The organism is Devosia sp. (assembly GCF_039927955.1).
Classification (GTDB): Bacteria; Pseudomonadota; Alphaproteobacteria; order Rhizobiales; family Devosiaceae; genus Devosia.
The window spans coordinates 42798-59840 of sequence record NZ_JBDSUA010000008.1 but is presented as its reverse complement, the minus strand read 5'-3'; the positions used below and the strand labels follow the sequence as shown (position 1 = coordinate 59840).

At 61.4% G+C, this 17043-nt stretch carries 20 protein-coding genes; 7 read left to right on the top strand and 13 right to left on the bottom strand.

What is annotated here, in order from left to right; all coding sequences use genetic code 11:
• Nucleotides 1-2: 2 nt before the first annotated feature.
• From ABIT12_RS04015 to proC, 3 genes are all read left to right on the top strand, one after another.
• The gene (locus ABIT12_RS04015; protein WP_348043991.1) at nucleotides 3-725 is read left to right on the top strand and encodes a metallophosphoesterase family protein; all 723 of its coding nucleotides are present in this window, start codon (nucleotides 3-5) and stop codon (nucleotides 723-725) included.
• A gap of 440 nt (nucleotides 726-1165) precedes the next feature.
• Nucleotides 1166-1666: a YbjN domain-containing protein gene (locus ABIT12_RS04010; protein ID WP_348043989.1), complete on the top strand. Its 501-nt coding sequence runs from the start codon at nucleotides 1166-1168 to the stop codon at nucleotides 1664-1666.
• Nucleotides 1663-2487, top strand: coding sequence for a pyrroline-5-carboxylate reductase (proC, locus tag ABIT12_RS04005; protein WP_348043987.1), 825 nt, complete (start codon nucleotides 1663-1665; stop codon nucleotides 2485-2487). Before ABIT12_RS04010 ends, proC begins: the two co-directional genes overlap by 4 nt.
• 213 nt (nucleotides 2488-2700) lie before the next feature.
• Here proC and ABIT12_RS04000 read toward each other — a convergent pair whose 3' ends face one another.
• Together ABIT12_RS04000 and ABIT12_RS03995 are read right to left on the bottom strand one after the other, a co-directional pair.
• Entirely contained in the window at nucleotides 2701-3186 is a 486-nt protein-coding gene (locus ABIT12_RS04000) for a hypothetical protein (RefSeq protein WP_348043985.1), read from the bottom strand.
• 176 nt (nucleotides 3187-3362) lie between these two features.
• Nucleotides 3363-3815, bottom strand: a complete 453-nt coding sequence (locus tag ABIT12_RS03995) for a MarR family transcriptional regulator (RefSeq protein ID WP_348043983.1) — start codon at nucleotides 3813-3815, stop codon at nucleotides 3363-3365.
• A gap of 203 nt (nucleotides 3816-4018) precedes the next feature.
• Between ABIT12_RS03995 and ABIT12_RS03990 the strand changes: the two genes are divergently transcribed.
• Nucleotides 4019-4909, top strand: a complete 891-nt coding sequence (locus tag ABIT12_RS03990) for a branched-chain amino acid aminotransferase (protein WP_348043981.1) — start codon at nucleotides 4019-4021, stop codon at nucleotides 4907-4909.
• Between the two features lie 53 nt (nucleotides 4910-4962).
• On the opposite strand, the gene ABIT12_RS03985 is transcribed toward ABIT12_RS03990, so the two are convergent.
• The 5 genes from ABIT12_RS03985 to ABIT12_RS03965 all read right to left on the bottom strand — a co-directional run bounded on the left by ABIT12_RS03985 (nucleotide 4963) and on the right by ABIT12_RS03965 (nucleotide 8484).
• Nucleotides 4963-5904 carry a fatty acid desaturase family protein gene (locus ABIT12_RS03985; protein ID WP_348043979.1) on the bottom strand — a complete coding sequence of 314 codons (942 nt, stop codon included), beginning with the start codon at nucleotides 5902-5904 and terminating at the stop codon, nucleotides 4963-4965.
• 89 nt (nucleotides 5905-5993) lie between these two features.
• The gene (locus ABIT12_RS03980) at nucleotides 5994-6440 is read right to left on the bottom strand and encodes a molybdenum cofactor biosynthesis protein MoaE (protein ID WP_348043977.1); all 447 of its coding nucleotides are present in this window, start codon (nucleotides 6438-6440) and stop codon (nucleotides 5994-5996) included.
• A gap of 1 nt (nucleotide 6441) precedes the next feature.
• Nucleotides 6442-6693: a MoaD/ThiS family protein gene (locus tag ABIT12_RS03975; RefSeq protein ID WP_348043975.1), complete on the bottom strand. Its 252-nt coding sequence runs from the start codon at nucleotides 6691-6693 to the stop codon at nucleotides 6442-6444.
• Nucleotides 6690-7259, bottom strand: a complete 570-nt coding sequence (gene pgsA, locus ABIT12_RS03970; RefSeq protein WP_348043973.1) for a CDP-diacylglycerol--glycerol-3-phosphate 3-phosphatidyltransferase — start codon at nucleotides 7257-7259, stop codon at nucleotides 6690-6692. Before pgsA ends, ABIT12_RS03975 begins: the two co-directional genes overlap by 4 nt.
• A gap of 151 nt (nucleotides 7260-7410) precedes the next feature.
• A complete protein-coding gene (locus ABIT12_RS03965) occupies nucleotides 7411-8484 on the bottom strand; it encodes a 3-deoxy-7-phosphoheptulonate synthase (RefSeq protein ID WP_348043971.1) in 1074 nt (357 codons plus the stop codon).
• Nucleotides 8485-8830: 346 nt separating this feature from the next.
• Here ABIT12_RS03965 and ABIT12_RS03960 point away from each other — a divergent pair, with 346 nt between their 5' ends.
• On the top strand, nucleotides 8831-9970 hold the full coding sequence (locus tag ABIT12_RS03960) for a L,D-transpeptidase (protein ID WP_348043969.1): 1140 nt from the start codon (nucleotides 8831-8833) through the stop codon (nucleotides 9968-9970).
• Here the strand turns inward: ABIT12_RS03960 and corA are convergent.
• The 3 genes from corA to ABIT12_RS03945 form a co-directional block, all read right to left on the bottom strand.
• Entirely contained in the window at nucleotides 9967-10980 is a 1014-nt protein-coding gene (corA, locus tag ABIT12_RS03955; RefSeq protein WP_348043967.1) for a magnesium/cobalt transporter CorA, read from the bottom strand. The genes ABIT12_RS03960 and corA overlap by 4 nt on opposite strands.
• 233 nt (nucleotides 10981-11213) lie before the next feature.
• Nucleotides 11214-13091 carry an excinuclease ABC subunit UvrC gene (gene uvrC, locus ABIT12_RS03950; RefSeq protein WP_348043965.1) on the bottom strand — a complete coding sequence of 626 codons (1878 nt, stop codon included), beginning with the start codon at nucleotides 13089-13091 and terminating at the stop codon, nucleotides 11214-11216.
• Nucleotides 13088-13858, bottom strand: a complete 771-nt coding sequence (locus tag ABIT12_RS03945) for an SDR family oxidoreductase (protein ID WP_348043963.1) — start codon at nucleotides 13856-13858, stop codon at nucleotides 13088-13090. Before ABIT12_RS03945 ends, uvrC begins: the two co-directional genes overlap by 4 nt.
• A gap of 211 nt (nucleotides 13859-14069) precedes the next feature.
• Between ABIT12_RS03945 and ABIT12_RS03940 the strand changes: the two genes are divergently transcribed.
• Together ABIT12_RS03940 and ABIT12_RS03935 are read left to right on the top strand one after the other, a co-directional pair.
• Nucleotides 14070-14387 (top strand): hypothetical protein, encoded by a 318-nt coding sequence (locus tag ABIT12_RS03940; protein WP_348043962.1) that lies wholly within the window; start codon nucleotides 14070-14072, stop codon nucleotides 14385-14387.
• Between the two features lie 86 nt (nucleotides 14388-14473).
• The gene (locus tag ABIT12_RS03935; protein WP_348063294.1) at nucleotides 14474-15385 is read left to right on the top strand and encodes a DMT family transporter; all 912 of its coding nucleotides are present in this window, start codon (nucleotides 14474-14476) and stop codon (nucleotides 15383-15385) included.
• Here ABIT12_RS03935 and ABIT12_RS03930 read toward each other — a convergent pair whose 3' ends face one another.
• The 3 genes from ABIT12_RS03930 to ABIT12_RS03920 form a co-directional block, all read right to left on the bottom strand.
• The gene (locus ABIT12_RS03930) at nucleotides 15386-15874 is read right to left on the bottom strand and encodes a DUF2177 family protein (RefSeq protein ID WP_348043958.1); all 489 of its coding nucleotides are present in this window, start codon (nucleotides 15872-15874) and stop codon (nucleotides 15386-15388) included.
• A gap of 71 nt (nucleotides 15875-15945) precedes the next feature.
• On the bottom strand, nucleotides 15946-16422 hold the full coding sequence (locus ABIT12_RS03925) for an SH3 domain-containing protein (RefSeq protein WP_348043956.1): 477 nt from the start codon (nucleotides 16420-16422) through the stop codon (nucleotides 15946-15948).
• A gap of 117 nt (nucleotides 16423-16539) precedes the next feature.
• The gene (locus ABIT12_RS03920) at nucleotides 16540-16962 is read right to left on the bottom strand and encodes a helix-turn-helix domain-containing protein (RefSeq protein WP_348043954.1); all 423 of its coding nucleotides are present in this window, start codon (nucleotides 16960-16962) and stop codon (nucleotides 16540-16542) included.
• Nucleotides 16963-17043 lie beyond the last annotated feature (81 nt).

Sequence of the window (17043 nt, the reverse complement as noted above, 5' to 3'; positions counted from 1 at the left end):
GTTTGCGCGTCGCCGTCATTTCCGATGTCCATGGCAATCTGCCGGCGCTGGAAGCGGTGTTGGCAGATATTGGCTTCCAGGGCGTCGATGCGACGCTTTGCCTGGGCGACCATGTCAGTGGGCCGATTGATCCGGTCGGGTGCGCTGACCGCCTGATGGCGCTGGATGGTCCGGTTATCCGCGGCAATCACGATCGCTGGTTGGTGCAGACTTCGGAAAAATCGCTCGATCCGGTAGACCGGTTTGCGCGGATGCGGCTCAAGGCGGTGCATCGGGACTGGCTGCGCGACATGCCGGCAACGGCGGTTTACGGCAAGGAGATTTTCCTGTGCCACGGCACGCCGCAAAGCGACAATCAGGTCTGGCTGGACAATTACTGGCAGGACCGGATGACGACCCTGCCGGCGGAAGAAACCATCATGCGGCATGCCGAAGGCATCGATTATCCGGTGATGTTGTGCGGTCATACCCATATCGCCCGGTCGGTGCGGTTGCGCGATGGGCGGCTGATCATCAATCCGGGTAGCGTCGGGCTGCAACTGGTCCATGGTTCGCCCGATGCGCGCTATGCGATCGTGGAAAAGCGCAATGGCAAATGGCTGACCAGCATTCGCGTGGTGGAATATGATCACCATGCTGCGGCGCGGCAGGCCGAGGCCAATGGCTTCGCGCAGTGGATGCCGGCGCTGCTGACCGGATGGACCGATCCCGAAGGGTTGTTCTAGAGCGCGCCGATATTGCCTCCATTACGGCCTGCAAATGGTTTCTGTGCTTCCGGTGCTCACGTACCGACGTACGCTCCGCTCCGGTTCTCGTAACTCACCATTTTCGACTCGTACTGGAAGCAATCTCGACGCGCTCTAGCGTCGGCCGCGGCTGCTTCAACGGATTGTTGTATTCCTTTCGGTGCGTGCCGAAAGCCACACACGGGCTAGAACACCTTGGTCTTAAGCCTCTGTTAACCTTGGTGGTCCGATCATCCACAAGAGATTACGGCCCTGTGTCGGCTCGGCGTCCCCTGAATCAGTGAGGGGGTATAGGGTCCATTCATGAGGACGATTCGTAGGCTATCAGGCGTGCGGCAAGTTCATTTTGTACCCCTTGCGTAGGCTGTCCGGCTCAACCGGGCGCTTCCACACACGAATTGCCAGGACGGAACCCGTCAATGTCACTTCTGCAGATCGAGCCCGATCGGACCATCCATCCGGTCGATATCATCGAGCATATTGCTGCGATCAATGACTGGACTTTCGAGCGCCAGGACGCCGACGAGATTTCCATCTCGGTGCGCGGCGGCTGGAGCGATTACCACGTCTCGTTCAACTGGATGGAAGACCTCGAGTCGCTCCATATCGCCTGCGCGTTCGACCTGCGGGTGCCTGATGGCCGGCGCAGCGAAGTCAAGCAATTGATCTCGTTGATCAATGAACAGCTGTGGATCGGCCATTTCGATATCTGGAACAAGGAAGGCGTGGTGCTGTTCCGCAATTCCCACCTGTTGACCGGCGGGGCGGAAGTGACGCCACAACAGTGCGAAGCGCTGTTGCGCTCGGCATCGGATAGCTGCGATCTGTATTATCAGGCATTCCAGTTCGTCGTCTGGGCCGGCAAGACCGCCGCCGACGCGCTGAGCCATGTGATGTTCGAGACAGTAGGCGAAGCGTGACTCAAACAAATCTTTCGACCATTGGCCCCGTCGTTCTGATCGGCGCGGGCAAGATGGGCATGGCTATGGCCCGGGGCTGGCTGGCCGCCTGGCTAAAGCCAGATAATCTGGTGCTGGTCGATCCCAATGCGGCGCCGGAAGTGGCTGTTTTTGCCAAGGCGAATGGCGTGCGATTGCAGGCAGCAGCGACCAATGTGGTGCCACGCGTGCTGATCCTGGCGGTCAAGCCGCAGATCATGGGCGCGGTGTTGGCAGGGCTCGCTCCGGTGGTGCGCGAAGATACACTGGTGCTGTCGATTGCGGCGGGGGTTTCGCTGGCAACGCTGACCAATGGGCTGGGTACGCAGCGGGTGATCCGCACCATGCCCAATACACCGGCGCAGATCGGCAAGGGTATTACCGGGGCGGTGCCGGCGGCGATCACGCCGGACGATAAAGCCATAGCCGAGGCGCTGCTGAGTGCAGCGGGGCAGGTGGTGTGGTTTGACGACGAGGCCAAGCTCGATGCGGTAACGGCGGTGTCGGGTTCCGGCCCGGCCTATGTGTTTTACCTGGTTGAAGCACTGGCCGAGGCCGCCAGGCGGCAGGGTTTTGACGATGAGCAGGCCGAAATCTTTGCCCGCCAGACCGTGATCGGTTCGGCCGCATTGCTGGAGGCCGATCCGGCATCGGCGGCGACATTGCGCAAGAATGTGACGTCGCCCAACGGCACGACGGCGGCCGCGTTGGCGGTACTGATGGCCGATGACGGGCTGGTGGCCCTGATGAACAAAGCGGTGGATGCCGCCCGCAAGCGCAGCGAAGAACTCGGACGCGGCTAAGAGACCGTTTGTGAACTCTACTCTGGCGGTCGTCTGACGCGATTTTCTCCGCTTCCGGTGCTCACGTACCAAACGTACGCTGCGCCATAGCCCTTCGAGCGTAGCTCTAGGGGCGTTCTTCGCTAAAAAGGTCCACCGGACCTTTTTCAAGAAGCTCATCACTTCTCGAAAACCACACCAGCCGACTCTCCAGAGCGAGTTTCCAAACGGTCTCTAGGCCTGCGGCGGTTTTCGCAGCAATTCCAGATGCTCCCGGACCGAATGGGCCCACTGCAGGCTGGCAGTATGCTGCTGCCGCTGGAACTCTTCAGTTGCATCATCGAGCCGCAGATTGGCGGCAAGCAGATAGACGCCCTGCCGGGTCTGGCCGTAGCGGGCCATATCGACAATCACCAGATTGGTGCTGGTTACCGCCCAATCGAGCGGGGCGACTTTGCGGCTGCGCGCCGTGAGCGCCGATTTCAGGAAACCTTCGGCCTTGTCGAGGTGGACGGCGGCTATGGCAGTATCCAGGCTGCGCTGGGCAATCAGGCAATGGACTGAACCGACATTGTTTTCGACTTCGGCACGCTTCAGGCTGCCGAGGACCAGGCTTGTGCCATTGAGGACGCCCTCATAAAGATCGGCGGCGGCAATAAGATGGCTGACGTCATCTTGTTCAAACGCAAGCAGAACCAAACTGTCGGCGGTCTTGGCCAACGAGTGTTCTATACCGCCAGCGGTGGGCGGAAGGTCAGCGTTGATTTTTTCCAGGAACACCGTTTTGCCGCGATTTTCCGGGGAATCGCCCCCACCCAGGACATGCATCACGCAATTACACGAGGGTGCCGGGCGCTACAAATTAACTTTGTGTGCGAACTGATACTAATGGGGCTTTACAGGCCACCGGTGAGGTTCAGCCGATCAAGCAGGGTGCGATCATCCGGCTCCACCATGCCAACGAAGAAGCCGCGCACCAGTTTTCCGGCTTCGGGCGGCAGTGCGCCGATTGCTGAATCGATGCGGCTCGCCTGGGTTTCCGAGAGGGTGGCGAAGAACTTGCGACCCTTGTCTGTGGCGTGGAGCAGGCGCTGGCGGCGGTCGGAGGCGCCGGTTTTCTGCTCGATATAGCCATTGTCGATCAGTTGGCGCAGCACCCGCGCGAGGCTCTGCTTGGTGATCTTGAGGATATCCAGCAAATCGGCCACCGGCATGCCCGGCTTGAGGTTGACGAAATACAACACGCGATGATGCGCGCGGCCAAAGCCCTGCCGTTCCAGCAGCGCATCGGCATCGCCGACGAAGTCACGATAGGCAAAAAAGAACAGGCCCATCACATCAAGGGGCATGTGGCTGGTGGCCGCTTGATCTAAATTTATGTCAGCTTTGTTGACACTTATTTTGTTCGCTGCCATTGTCTTCCCATCGGATGCCGGAGTTTGTTATCCCAAAGCCTTTGCGGTTTGCCAAGGGCGTGGGCCTCGGGCATGATCGGCGCAATTGGGGCCAAGGCGGCAAGCCGGCCCGGCTTCAAGAACCATGGGAGAGGATTATGGCAGGCGTGCCAATGGACGATCGCGATGGCTGGATCTGGGTCGATGGCCAGTTCACCCCTTGGCGCGATGCCAAAATTCATATCCTGACGCATGGTTTGCATTATGCGTCGAGCGTATTTGAAGGTGAACGCGCCTATAGCGGGGAGATCTTCAAGTCACGCGAGCACACCGAGCGCCTGATCCGCTCGGGCAAGACGCTGGATTTCACCATTCCCTATTCGGTGGAAGAAATCGAAGCGGCCAAGCGCCAGGTGCTGGAAAAGAACGGCCTGACCGACGCTTATATCCGGCCGGTCGCCTGGCGTGGCTCGGAAGAGCTGAGCGTTCCCGGACGCAACAACAAGGTGCATCTGGCGATCGCGGCCTGGGTGTGGCCGAGCTATTTTTCGGTTGAGGAAAAGCTCAAGGGCATTCGTCTGGAATGGAGCAAGTGGAAACGTCCCTCGCCGGAAACCATTCCGTCGTCGGCCAAGGCCGCCGGCCTTTACATGATCTGCACGCTCAGCAAAGACGCGGCGATGGCCAATGGCTATGCCGATTCCATGATGCTGGATTATCGCGGCTACGTGGCGGAAGCCACCGGCGCCAATGTGTTCTTCATCAAGGGCAAGAACATCGTGACGCCGACGCCGGATTGCTTCCTGAACGGCATTACCCGACAGACGCTGATCGATCTGGCCAAGCGCAATGGCTTCACCGTCACCGAAAAGCACATGATGCCCGAAGAACTGGCTGATTTCGACGAGTGCTTCCTGACCGGCACTGCAGCGGAAGTGACGCCGGTTTCCGAGATCGGCCAATATAAGTTTAAGCCGGCCGATGGCTGTCGGACACTGCTCGATGCGTTCAACGTCGAAGTGCAGCCCAAGCGCGCCGCTGCCGAGTAAGATTTGTCGATGTGAAATGAGCAAACCCCGCCCGATGTGGCGGGGTTTTTGTTTCAGGCGCTGTTTGGCCTTGGCTGCGCGCGGGTCAGCGTTTCGCGGACGAGGCCGGTCGTATAGCCACGCGTATTGTGGGCGCGGGAGACATAGGCCGGGTTGGCCATCAGCGCCTGATGCAGTTGGGGCAGATTGTAGAACGGCACGCTCGGATAAAGGTGATGTTCGAGGTGGTAGTTGACGTTATGGGGCGCAAAAAACGCCCGCTCCCAATAAAACGGCAAGACGCTGCGTGTGCTGCCCAGCTCATGGCTGTAGTCCATGCTGCCAAAATGCTCGGCGACGCTGCGGATATGCATCAGCAGGAAAAACGTCGTGAGATAGGGCACCAGCCAGTAAAGTACGAACAGCATCCAACTGCCGGTCAGGGTGAACAGGATGGCTAAGGCCAGATAGTAGCCAAGCCGCGTCAGACGATAGGAGAGTGGCGGTTTTTCCGCGCCGCTCAGGCGCTTGGCGACGCTGAAAACGTCCAGCACTGAGCCGATCACCAGCAGATAGCTGGCCAGCGTCAGGACGCCATGTTGCCAGCTTTGGGGGAAGGTGAACTTGTGGTTGCCCAGCTTGAACATCCAATCGGGGTCCTTGTCGGTATTGGTATAGCGATGATGGGCCAGATGATTGCTCCGATAGGCGGCCACGGTGGTCAGAATTGGCCAACTCAGGGTCAGTTCACAGACCCAGTCGCTGAGCGCCTTGCGCTTGTCGATGAAGCGGTAATGGGCAAAATCATGCAGCAGGACGCCAAAGCCGTGCATGCGTCCGCCGATGATGGCGACCGCGACCAGATAGACGACAATGTTGTGGGCAGCTTGTGAGGCGGCGACGCAGAGGGCGATGACACCCCAGTCAAAAGCAATGGCGAGCGCGGTGCGCCAGGTCTTAAGGGTGGACAAGCGCTTGAGCGTGGCTGGATCGAGATAAACTTCAGCGACTGGCATGGGGCCTCACGCACTTCGGCCAATAGCGGCCACTACCTGGAGCCAAAATATCATAGCGAGGCCTGGCGCTCCAGTACGGCGCGGGGACGTTATTCCCAGCGGGCTTTGGCAGTGTCGTCCTCGGCCTTGGCTTCGACCCAATGCGTACCCCTGGGACCGGTTTCCTGTTTCCAGAAGGGGGCGTCGGTCTTGAGATAATCCATCAGGAACTCGGCGCCCTTGAAGGCGGCGTCGCGATGCGGCGACAACGTCATCACCTGAACAATCGGCTCGCCCGGGTCCATGGCGCCGTAGCGGTGGATCACCGTGGCGGCGAGCAAGGCAAACCGCTCGGTGGCCTTGTCAACAATGGCGGTGAGCTGCTTGACCGCCAGTTCGGGATAGCATTCCAGCGTCAGCGCGGTGATCGGATCATCCGGTTTGGAGCGGACCACGCCGGTGAAGGTCACCGCAGCGCCAGCGCCATTGCCGGCCTTGAGGAAGGCATTGGTTTCCGCACCGGGGTCAAATGGATCGGTGGAGACGCGGACGGCCAAATCAGCCTCCTGTCATCGGCGGGAACAAGGCGACAATTTTGGCACCGACAATCGAGGCCGTATGGGGGACAATTTTGGTGTCGACCGCAGCGCGGATCAGGCTGCGTTTTTCGAAAGCCAGTTCGGCTGCCTCGTCCCTGCTGCCCAGCCAGGTGATCAGATCGCCAACGGTCTGGATTTCGGCCGGCGGCGAAACTTCTTCCTCGCCCCGATTAAGGCGTTCGCGCAGCCAGGCAAAGTACAGAATTTTCACTTGGCGTCGCCTGCCAGATGGGGCCAGCTGGCGCGGAAATACTCGATGCCGGTCCAGACGGTCAGAATGCCGGCGGCCCACAGGATCAGGTCGCTGTAAATGCCGAAGCCGACCAGCGCCGGTTCGATCAGCAAAACGATCAGCGCCACCAGTTGCAGCGTGGTTTTCCATTTGGCCAGCTTGCTGACATGCAGCACGATCTTGGTGTTGCCGAGGAATTCGCGCAGGCCGGAAATGAAGATTTCGCGGAACAGGATGGCGCAGGCCGGGAGCAGGTCCAGATCGGAAATCGAGCGGTCATAGGCGAGGATGACGATCATCACGCCGACCAGCAGCTTGTCGGCAATCGGATCGAGCATACGCCCGAGCGGGGAGGTCTGGTTCCATTTGCGGGCCAGATAGCCATCAACCCAGTCGCTGGCGGCGGCGATGATAAACAGCACCAGCGCGATCATGCGCAGCGTCCAGTTCTCGGTGGCGACGAACCAGGCGATGACCGGAATGGCGGCGATGCGGCCAAAGGTGATGAGGTTGGGGATATTGGTGATTTGCGAGGTCTGGGCCATGGGCGGAGATGACAAGATTGGGGGCGGGGGGTCAAGGGTGACGTTTCGAGAGCAGTGCATGCGACTGGACGCTGGGTTCTGACATTGTGCCTCGAACACCCCTCCTAGCCTCCCCCTTGAGGGGGAGGTACAATCCAGTGTTTGCGGCAGGTCAGGCCACCTGCTTGCTCGTGGTGGCGCGGCGGGCGGTGACCGCATCGGCCAGCTTCTCCAGCACAGTCACGGTGCTGTCCCAATCGATGCAGCCATCGGTGATCGACTGGCCGTAGGTCAGGGGCTTGCCTTCGACCTGATCCTGGCGGCCGGCGACGATGTTGCTCTCGATCATCACGCCGATGATGCGCTGGTCACCGGCGGCCATCTGGTTGCCAATATCTTCGAGGACCAACGGCTGGTTTTCCGGCTTCTTGGAGGAATTGGCGTGGCTGGCGTCGATCATCACGATCGGCGGCAGGCCGGCCTTTTCAGCTTCGCTGCAAACAGCGTTGACGCTGGCAACATCGTAGTTCGGGGTTTTGCCGCCGCGCAGGATGATGTGGCAATCCTCATTGCCGGTGGTCGAGGCGATGGCCGAACGGCCGTTCTTGGTGACCGCCAGGAAATGGTGCGGCTGGCTGGCCGAGCGCACGGCATCAAGCGCGATGCGGACATTGCCGTCCGTGCCGTTCTTGAAGCCGATGGGGCACGACAGGCCCGAGGCCAGTTCGCGATGGATCTGGCTTTCAGTGGTGCGGGCGCCGATGGCGGCCCAGGACACCAGGTCCGCGATATACTGCGGAGTGGTCATATCGAGGAATTCGACGGCGGCGGGCAGGCCCAGATTGTTGATATCGAGCAGCAGGCCGCGGGCGACGCGCAGGCCCTGGTCGATCTTGAAGCTGCCATCGAGATCGGGATCGTTGATCAGGCCCTTCCAGCCCACCGTGGTGCGCGGCTTTTCGAAATAGACGCGCATGATGATTTCGAGGCGATCGCCGAGCTGTTCCTTGAGCGCTGTGAGGCGCTTGGCATAATCGACGGCAGCGATTGGGTCGTGGATGGAGCAGGGGCCGACGATGACGGCGAGGCGGTCATCATGGCCATTCTGGATATTGTGGAAGGCGTGGCGGGCGCTGAGCACCGTGCGCGTGGCAGCATCGGTGCGGGGGAGTTCGCGCATGACTTCGAGCGGGGTCGAAAGCTCGCGGATATCCAGAATACGCAGGTCGTCGGTTGATTTAAGCACTTTGGTCTCCTCAGGGTCTTTGGGGGCTGAGGTGGCGCAAACAAAAACGCCGCCTCGGGATCGGGCGGCGGCTTCGGGGTCAATCTTATCGAGTGGATCAGATCAAGCGCGCGTTAGCCTCCGCCGGGAGCGGATAGCTAAAATACCAGAACGAGATGGTGGCGACGGAACGGATCATGGGCAGTGATATAGCGCGGCCAAATGGCTTTGTCACGAGGGAGAATGGCTGCCCTCTATTGAACCAAAGTTTATACAAATTTTACCATAACTTGAAGGTGTAGGCGGGCGCGGACCCGTTTAGGCAACCATTCAGGCTGGACCGGCTTCTGTGTAGATAGGGGTCGATATGAAACTGTTTACCAAGATTTTGCTGACGACGGCGCTGTTGGGCGGGATGGCCGTTCCGGCACTGGCGCAGACTACTGCCGAGAAGGTGGACGCGATGTTCGGCCCGGCCGTAACGCCGGCAGAACCGGTGCCGGCTGCGCCAGCCGGGCCAGCGGTGGTTGCGCCGGTGTTGACCGGCGACAGCGTCAACAATGCCGATATGGCCGCCTATGTGACCGAGCGGGCGCAACCGGCGGCGGCGGTGCCGGTGCCAGCTGTTGCAGACGACGGGACGCCGGCCGCGCCACCAGCCAAGCCCAAGGTTTATGCCAACCCAGCGATTGCCCGGTTGCAGGTTTTGCTGGACCAGGCGGGCGCTTCTCCCGGCGTGGTGGATGGCTTTGCCGGCGACAACCTGACCAAGGCGATTGCGGCTTTCCAGATCATGGCGGGGTTGCCGTCCGATGGTTTGCTCAGCGCCGACGTGCTGGCCAAGCTGGATCAGCATCAACCGGTGATCGGGGTTTACAGCATTACCGCCGAGGATGGGTCAGCGCTGACCGCCCCAGCACCGGTGGACTATGCCGAAAAGGCGACGATGAGCTTTCTGGGTTATTCCAGTCTGCAGGAGGAACTGGCCGAGCGGTTTCACATGGATATTGATTTTCTCAAGGCGCTGAACCCCAGGGCGCAGTTCGTGGCCGGCGAAGACATCGATGTGGTGATTACCGGCGCGAACCGCACCGGCGCGGTTGCCAGGATCGAGGCCGACAAGACGCTGCGGCAGGTGCGGGCCTATGACGCGGCCGGGACGCTGTTGGCGGCTTATCCGGCCACTATCGGCAGTGAAGACAATCCGTCGCCGAGCGGGACCTACACGGTCATGTCGGTGACGCCGATGCCGAACTATACCTACAATCCCAAGATCAACTTCCAGCAGGGCGAGAACACCGGTGTGCTGACCATTCCGCCGGGTCCGAACGGGCCGGTGGGATCGATGTGGATTGCGCTGTCGAAGCCGACCTTCGGCATTCACGGCACGCCGGAGCCGTCGCTGATCGACAAGACCGGCTCGCATGGCTGTATCCGGCTGACCAACTGGGATGCGGACGAGCTGGCGGGGATGACCAGCAAGGGCGTGGTGGTGACGTTCCTTTAAAGCCAGCCGCTCTTGCGCAGCCGGTAGTAGAGCGTGCAGCAGATGGCGGCGACGCCGCCGACGACGGCGATGTAGCCGAAGCGCCAGTGCAGTTCGGGCATGAATTCGAAGTTCATGCCATAGATACCGGCGACGGCGGTGGGGACGGCAAGGATGGCGGCCCAGGCGGCGAGACGCCTGGAAATGTGGGTCTGCTGCACCTGTCCGGCCATCATCGAGGCCTCGAAGGCGAAGGCCAGCACTTCGCGCAGCGTGTCTATTTCGTCCTGAACGCGATGGATGTGGTCGGTGACGTCGCGGAACAGCGGCTGCATGGTGGCTTCGATCGGGCGGACTTCGACGCGCTGCAGGCGGCGGCAGACATCGACCAGCGCCGAGGCGGCATTGCGCAGGCGCAGCAGATCGCGGCGCAGCATATAGAGCCGTTCGACTTCGCCCTGGCCAAGCTCACCGGCAATCACCTTGTCTTCGACGCTCTCGACCTCGCTGTTCACGGTTTCGAGGACGGGCATGTAGTTGTCGACGATGAAATCGAGCAGAGCATAAAGGATGTAATCCTCGCCATGCTTGAGCACAGCCGGGCAAGATTCGGCGCGCTGGCGCACCGGGGCGTATGAGGTGGACGCGCCGTGGCGGACCGAGACGATGTAGCCTTTGCCAACGAAGATATGGGTTTCGCCGAAGCTGATGCGGCCCTCCGCCATATGGGCGGTGCGGGCGACGATGAAGATACAGTCGCCATATTGTTCGAGCTTGGGGCGCTGGTGGGCCTTCGCGGCATCCTCGATGGCCAGATCGTGCAGGCCGAACTGCCGCTGAACGCGGGCGAGCAGGTCTCCGGACGGCTCGAGCAGGCCGATCCAGACCACGTGGCCGGGGCGATGGGCCCATCCGCCTGCATCATCGACGGCAATATCGGCCAGCCTCGTGCCATTGGCATAGACGCTGGCCGCGACGACACCCGGCTCGTTATGCGGTTGATGATCCGGCGTGGGAACGGCGTGAAGCATCGTTGGGTTGCTCCTTTTGGCGGAGATTTTACGCCTTTGTTCAATGACTTGCCAGAGGGGGGTAGTGATAACGCTCTACCTTCGCCCCTTGCGGGAGAAGGTGCCCGAAGGGCGGATGAGGGGTGTCTTTCTTGGCTCCACGTTTGCGGAAGCAACCCCTCACCCTGACTTTTCGCTGAACGCGAAAAGTCTGTCCCTCTCCCGCAAGGGGCGAGGGTAGGAAAGAGGTAATCTCAATCCGTGCGATTGAAATGGTCGTAGATCAGCTGCGCCATGGCGCTGGAGATGCCGGGGACGACCTCGAGATCCTGCAGGCTGGCGCGGCCGACGGCCTTGGCGGAGCCAAAATGGTTGAGCAGGGCACGTTTGCGGGTGGGGCCGATGCCATCGACTTCATCGAGCGGGTTCTTGATCTGGTCTTTCTTGCGCTTGGCGCGATGGGTGCCGATGGCGAAGCGGTGGGCTTCATCGCGCAGCCGTTGGACGTAATACAGCACCGGATCGCGGTGCGGCAGCATGAAGGCTTCGCGGCCTTCCATGAAGAATTTTTCGCGGCCGGCGTCGCGTTCCTCGCCCTTGGCGATGCCGATGAAGATCACTTCCTTGGGCAGGTTCATTTCGGCGATGACGCCGCGCACCGCGCTCATCTGGCCGGCGCCACCATCGATGAACACCACATCGGGCCAATCGGGCATGCCGGTGTTTTCGTCCTCGGCTGCTTCGTCGCTTTCATTCGTCAGGCGGGTGAAGCGGCGGGTCAGCACTTCGCGCATCATGCCGAAATCGTCGCCGGCGGCGATGTCGGATTTGATGTTGAAGGTGCGGTAGTGCTTTTTGGAAAAGCCCTCTTCGCCGGCCACGACCATGGCGCCGACCATGTTGGTGCCGGAAATGTGCGAGTTGTCGTAGGTTTCGATGCGGCGGGGCACTTCATCAAGCCCGAAGACTTCGGCGACCCCTTCAAGCAGCGTGCGGTTGGTGGCGCCTTCGGCGAGCTGGCGGCCGAGGGCTTCGCGGGCATTGTTGAGCGCGTGATTGACCAGATCGCGCTTTTCGCCGCGCTTGGGCACTTCGACGTAGACCTTGCGCTCGGCGCGGCTGCTCAGCGCTTCTTCCATCAGGTCTGGTTCGGCCAGTTCGTGGCTGATCAGTACCAGACGTGGCGGCGTGCGGCTTTCATAGAACTGGCCGATAAAGGCTTCCAGCACTTCGGTATCGGTGAGCTCTGAGTCAGCGCGAGGGCGGAATGCATAGTTGCCCCAGTTCTGGAAGGCGCGGAAGAAAAACACCTGCACGCAGAACTGGCCGCCTTCGTGATGGATGGCGAAGACGTCGGCTTCTTCGACGGATTTTGCAGTGGCATCGCCCTGGCTCTGGATCAGGGCGAGCGCGCCGAGGCGGTCGCGCAGCAGGGCGGCACGCTCGAAATCCAGCGCTTCGGCGGCGGCGGCCATATCACGCTGCATGTGGTCGCGCACGCCCTGCGAGCGGCCGGAGAGGAACTCCTTGGCTTCGTCGACCAGTTCGGCATAACCCTCAACGGAGATTTCGCGGGTGCAGGGGGCAGCGCAGCGCTTGATCTGGTGTTGCAGGCAGGGGCGGGTGCGGGCGGCATAAAAACTGTCGGAGCAATTGCGCAGCAGGAACGCCTTTTGCAGCGAGGCAATGGTGCGGGCAACGGCAGTGGCCGAGGCAAAGGGGCCGAAATAGTTGCCCTTGCGACGGCGGGTGCCGCGATGCTTGGTCAGCTCGGGCGCCTCATGATCAGTGGCGATCAGTATATAGGGGAAACTCTTGTCGTCGCGCAGCAGCACATTGTAGCGCGGCTTCAGGCGCTTGATCAGATTGGCTTCGAGCAGCAGCGCTTCGGACTCGGTTTCGGTACGCACGAATTCCATGTTCGCGGTCGAGGCGACCATGCGTTGGATACGGACGGGAAGCGCCTCGGGGCGGGTATAGTTGGTGACGCGCGACTTGAGGCTGCGCGCCTTGCCGACATAGATCACCTCGCCCTGCGCATCGATCATCCGATAGACGCCAGGCGCGGTGGGCAGGGTGCGGACGAAGGCCTTGATCACCTCCGGCCCGAGTTGGGGGATTTCGTCGGTCATGGCGTGGGCGTCGGTCCGCGGCGGGCGGAATATTCAAGGTGCTGGCCGCCATCGAGCGCCAGCATCTGGCCGGTCATCGACGGGGTGTTGAGCAGCATCAGCACACCTTCGGCGATGGCGTCGGGGCCGGCGTGCATGCCGAGCGGCAGGCTTTTGACCAGCGCCTCGAAGGCTGCGTCGGTCTGGCGCGCATGTGGCAGCACCGGGCCGGGGCCGATGGCATTGACGCGGATAGTGGGCGCCAGAGACTGGGCCAGCGTGCGGGTAGCCGTCCACAGCACGGATTTGGACAGGGTATAGCTGAAATAGGCCGGGGACAGGTGCAGCACGCGCTCGTCGATGATGTTGACGATATTGCCTTTGAAGCCTTCAGGAAGTTGCCGGGCGAAATCGCGGGCGAGGAAGATCGGGGCTTCGGCGTGGACGGCGAAGTGCTGGTCCCAGAGTTCTTCTGTCAGGTCGGTGGCACTGTCCGGATCGAACACCGAGGCGTTGTTGACCAGCACGGTCAGCGGGCCGAACGGCTTGGCGGCCTTGGCGATCAGGGTGGCGCGCTGGCTGCGCCTGGCGATGTCGGCCCTAACGATTGCAGCACGGCCGCCGGCAGCAGTGATTTCGTTCTGCACGACCTTCGCCTTGGCCGGGTCCGAGCGATAATGAATGACGACGCTGTAGCCATGAGCGGCCAGGTGGCGGGCGATGGCTGCGCCGACGCGGTCGCTGGCACCTGTGACCAGCGCCACAGGGTTTTGAACGGGTGAAGGCATGGCTGTTGATTCGTTGGTCTTGGTCTGCATCGGTCGGGTTTGACCATAAGCCGCTTCGCCCGGCATCAGCAATCTCCGCGTCGGTTCGCGCCATCAATGCGGGGGAGTGGTGACAGGGTCTGGCAGTAGGCTTGTCCTTTTGTTGGGACAGGTTCGGCGGTAACATCTTCGTGTGGAAACGCAAACATGCGGCCACTGAGGGGACAATATCATGGAAGCAATTCTGCCACTGATCGTGCAGCTCATCGCCGGCGGAGCCGGCGGCAATGTCATCGCGCAGTTGATCAAAAAGGTCGACCTCGGGCCGGTCGGCAACAGCATCGCAGGCGCCATTGGCGGGCTGGCGGGCACCTGGCTGGCAACCAAGATCCCGGGATTGAGCGGGCTGGTATCGGGCATGGGCGCCACAGGCGCCACGGCAGGAGGCATCGACGTCGCCGCTCTGGCCGGGCAGGGCGTGACCGGGCTGATCAGCGGCGGCATTTTGACCGCCATCGCCGGGTTCATCAAGTCGAGCATGGCGAAGTAAGTCGCTTTGCGTTAGGAGCGTTGCGCCCCGGGCCGGTTCTGGTCCGGGGTCTTTTGCTTTGAGATTTTTGAGACTGTGACGCGATGATGAGCGCGACCGAGACTATTCTGCCCAAGGAAAATATCCCCCGCGCCATGGTGCTGATCCTGATCGTGATCGGCATTCTGGGGTTGCAGGACGCAGTCTCCAAGCTGCTGGTGCAGACCTATTCGCCGTTCCAGGTGACGATGATGCGCTATTGGGCCTTCGCGGCGTTTTCGCTGATCCTGGTGGCCCGGCAGGCGCCGCTCCGGCAGGCGCTGCGTTCGAAAGTGCCGGGTTGGCAAGTGGTGCGCGGCCTGCTGCTGATGGGCGATATCTGGCTGTTCGCACTAGCGTTGCAGACAGTGCCGCTGGCCGAGCTGCAGTCGATTTCGCTGATCTATCCGCTGCTGGTGACGCTGTTCGCGATTCCCTTGCTGGGCGAGCGGGTCGGTATGTTCCGGCTGATTGCGGTGGCGGTGGGGTTTCTGGGGGCGATGGTCATCGTGCGGCCGGGCGGGCTGCCGATCACCATTGGAGCGGGTTTTGCGGTCGCCTCATCGACGCTCTACGCGCTTTATATCGTGGTGACCCGCAAGGTGGCGCAGATGGATAGTGCGCCCACCAGCATGGTCTATGCCAGCCTGATCGGGCTGGTGCTGTCCACGGCAGTCGGGGTGTTTTACTGGCAGCCGATCTGGGGGGTGGATCTGGCGCTGATGGTATTACTGATGTTCACCACTACGGTCGGGCATGGGCTGATGATGCTGGCGCTGTCGATGGCGCCGGCCAGCGTGTTGCAGCCGTTCAACTATTTCTCGCTGCCCTGGGCGATCTTTTTGAGCTTTGCCATGTTTGGCCATCTGATCGATCCGATCTCGCTGGGCGGGGCGGCGATCATCGTGGCGGCGGGACTCGTCGTTGTGGCGCGAGAACGGGTGCGCAAGGTGCCGCAAATCATCGATGCGCCGCACTGATCAGGCGAAAAATCGGCTGATCCAGACGCCCAATGCCGCGCTGGATGCGGTCAGTACCGTGCCCCAGACGATGTCGATGACGGCAATGGTGGGGGTGAAACCCTTCATGGTCGACAGATTGGTCAGATCGTAAGTGCCATAGGCAACAAAGCCCAGCACGGCGCCTGTGAGCAGCGCCTTGACGATATCGCCTTCCGCCGGTGCGGCGACCAGGATGACCACGCCCACCAGATAGGCCAGATAAAAGCCGGCGGCGACGGCAAGGTTTGGCGTCGGTGACAGCAGCGTGCCGATTTCACGCTGATAGACCGTCTTGCCCATGGTCGAGAGCCAGACGAAATCGAGCGGGAAGAATACCATGGCGCAGGCGGCATAGAGGATCAGGTATTTGGTCATCGCCGGCTGGCTCCGTTGCTGGTGAACGATGATACGGGAAATGAACCGCGAAAGATCATCGAGACGGACAATATCGTCCGGCTTTTGCAGCAACGGCGTCCAGGGCTGGCCGGTTTCAACGGAGCAATGTCGTGCACCGCCCCCTGAGGAGCGGTGCGTGGTGTTTAATTGGTGCCGAAGCAGAAGTAGCCGTCGGCGCCGTTGACGCAGACCTGGCCGCCCGGATTGACCGGATAGGGCCGGGATGGGTACGGCCGGCCATAATTAGGATAGCTGTTGTGCGGCGGGCGATGCCAGGTCGGCGGGCTCGGACGATCCCAGCCCCAATCGTTGTCATTGTCCCAATTCCAATCAGGACGTGGCGGGCGCTGAACCTGTGGGCGACCGCGATCGAGATAGCTGGCCGAAACCCAACCATCGGGGCCGCGCTTTTCGACGAAGCACCAGCTGTCGCGGCAGTACTGCACATCGACGGCTTCGCCGCGCTGCAACGTGTCGATGGCGTCATAATAGCCGCCCGGGCCGGAGCGAACATTGACGTTGGTGCTGGCGTAAGCGGTGGCGGCAAAGGCGCCGGCCGTGGTCGCCATCATCGCCAGTGCTGCCAAGCCGCCGAGGGCGATTTTGCGGTTCAATGCCATGATTTCAACTCCTGTAAAACGATGGGCCGTGGTTGCCCGGACGTCTACAAAAGCATCTGGCGCCTGAACCGAAGCTGAATGAATGCGGGTGGAATTGGGGCGGCGGGTTTGCCCGAACTACAGCCGCAGCAGGTCGACGAAGCGCTTCAGCACGTCGCCGAAATTCTTGCGCTGCTTTTTCTTGAGCTCGCCGAGCAGGGCATCTTCGAGCACGGCCCAGTTTTCAGCGAGGCCATTGCGGATGCGCGTGCCGCGTTCGGTGAGGGCAAGGCCGGGCGTCAGCAGCGGGCCAACCGCCTGCCGGACCACCAGATCGCGATCGATCAGCCGGGTGATGCGCGCTTGCAGCGCCTCGCCATCGAGGCCGAGTTCGTCGGAAAGTTCAGTTTCCGAGGTGCCCTTGCGATGCAGCACGAACAGGATGGCGTCGTCGCCAGGCTCCAGCCCGCGTTCAATCAGGGGAAGCAGCAAAGCCTTGTGGGCAAGCTGGCCGGCTTCGATCAGCCGATACAGGGTCGAACGCGAAGATGGTTTGGACATAGGCGGGAAAATAGTCCGAACTCCTGTCTCGCGTCGATCCACGCTCTAACCTATCGTTAATCGGGCAACGACCAAGGCCGA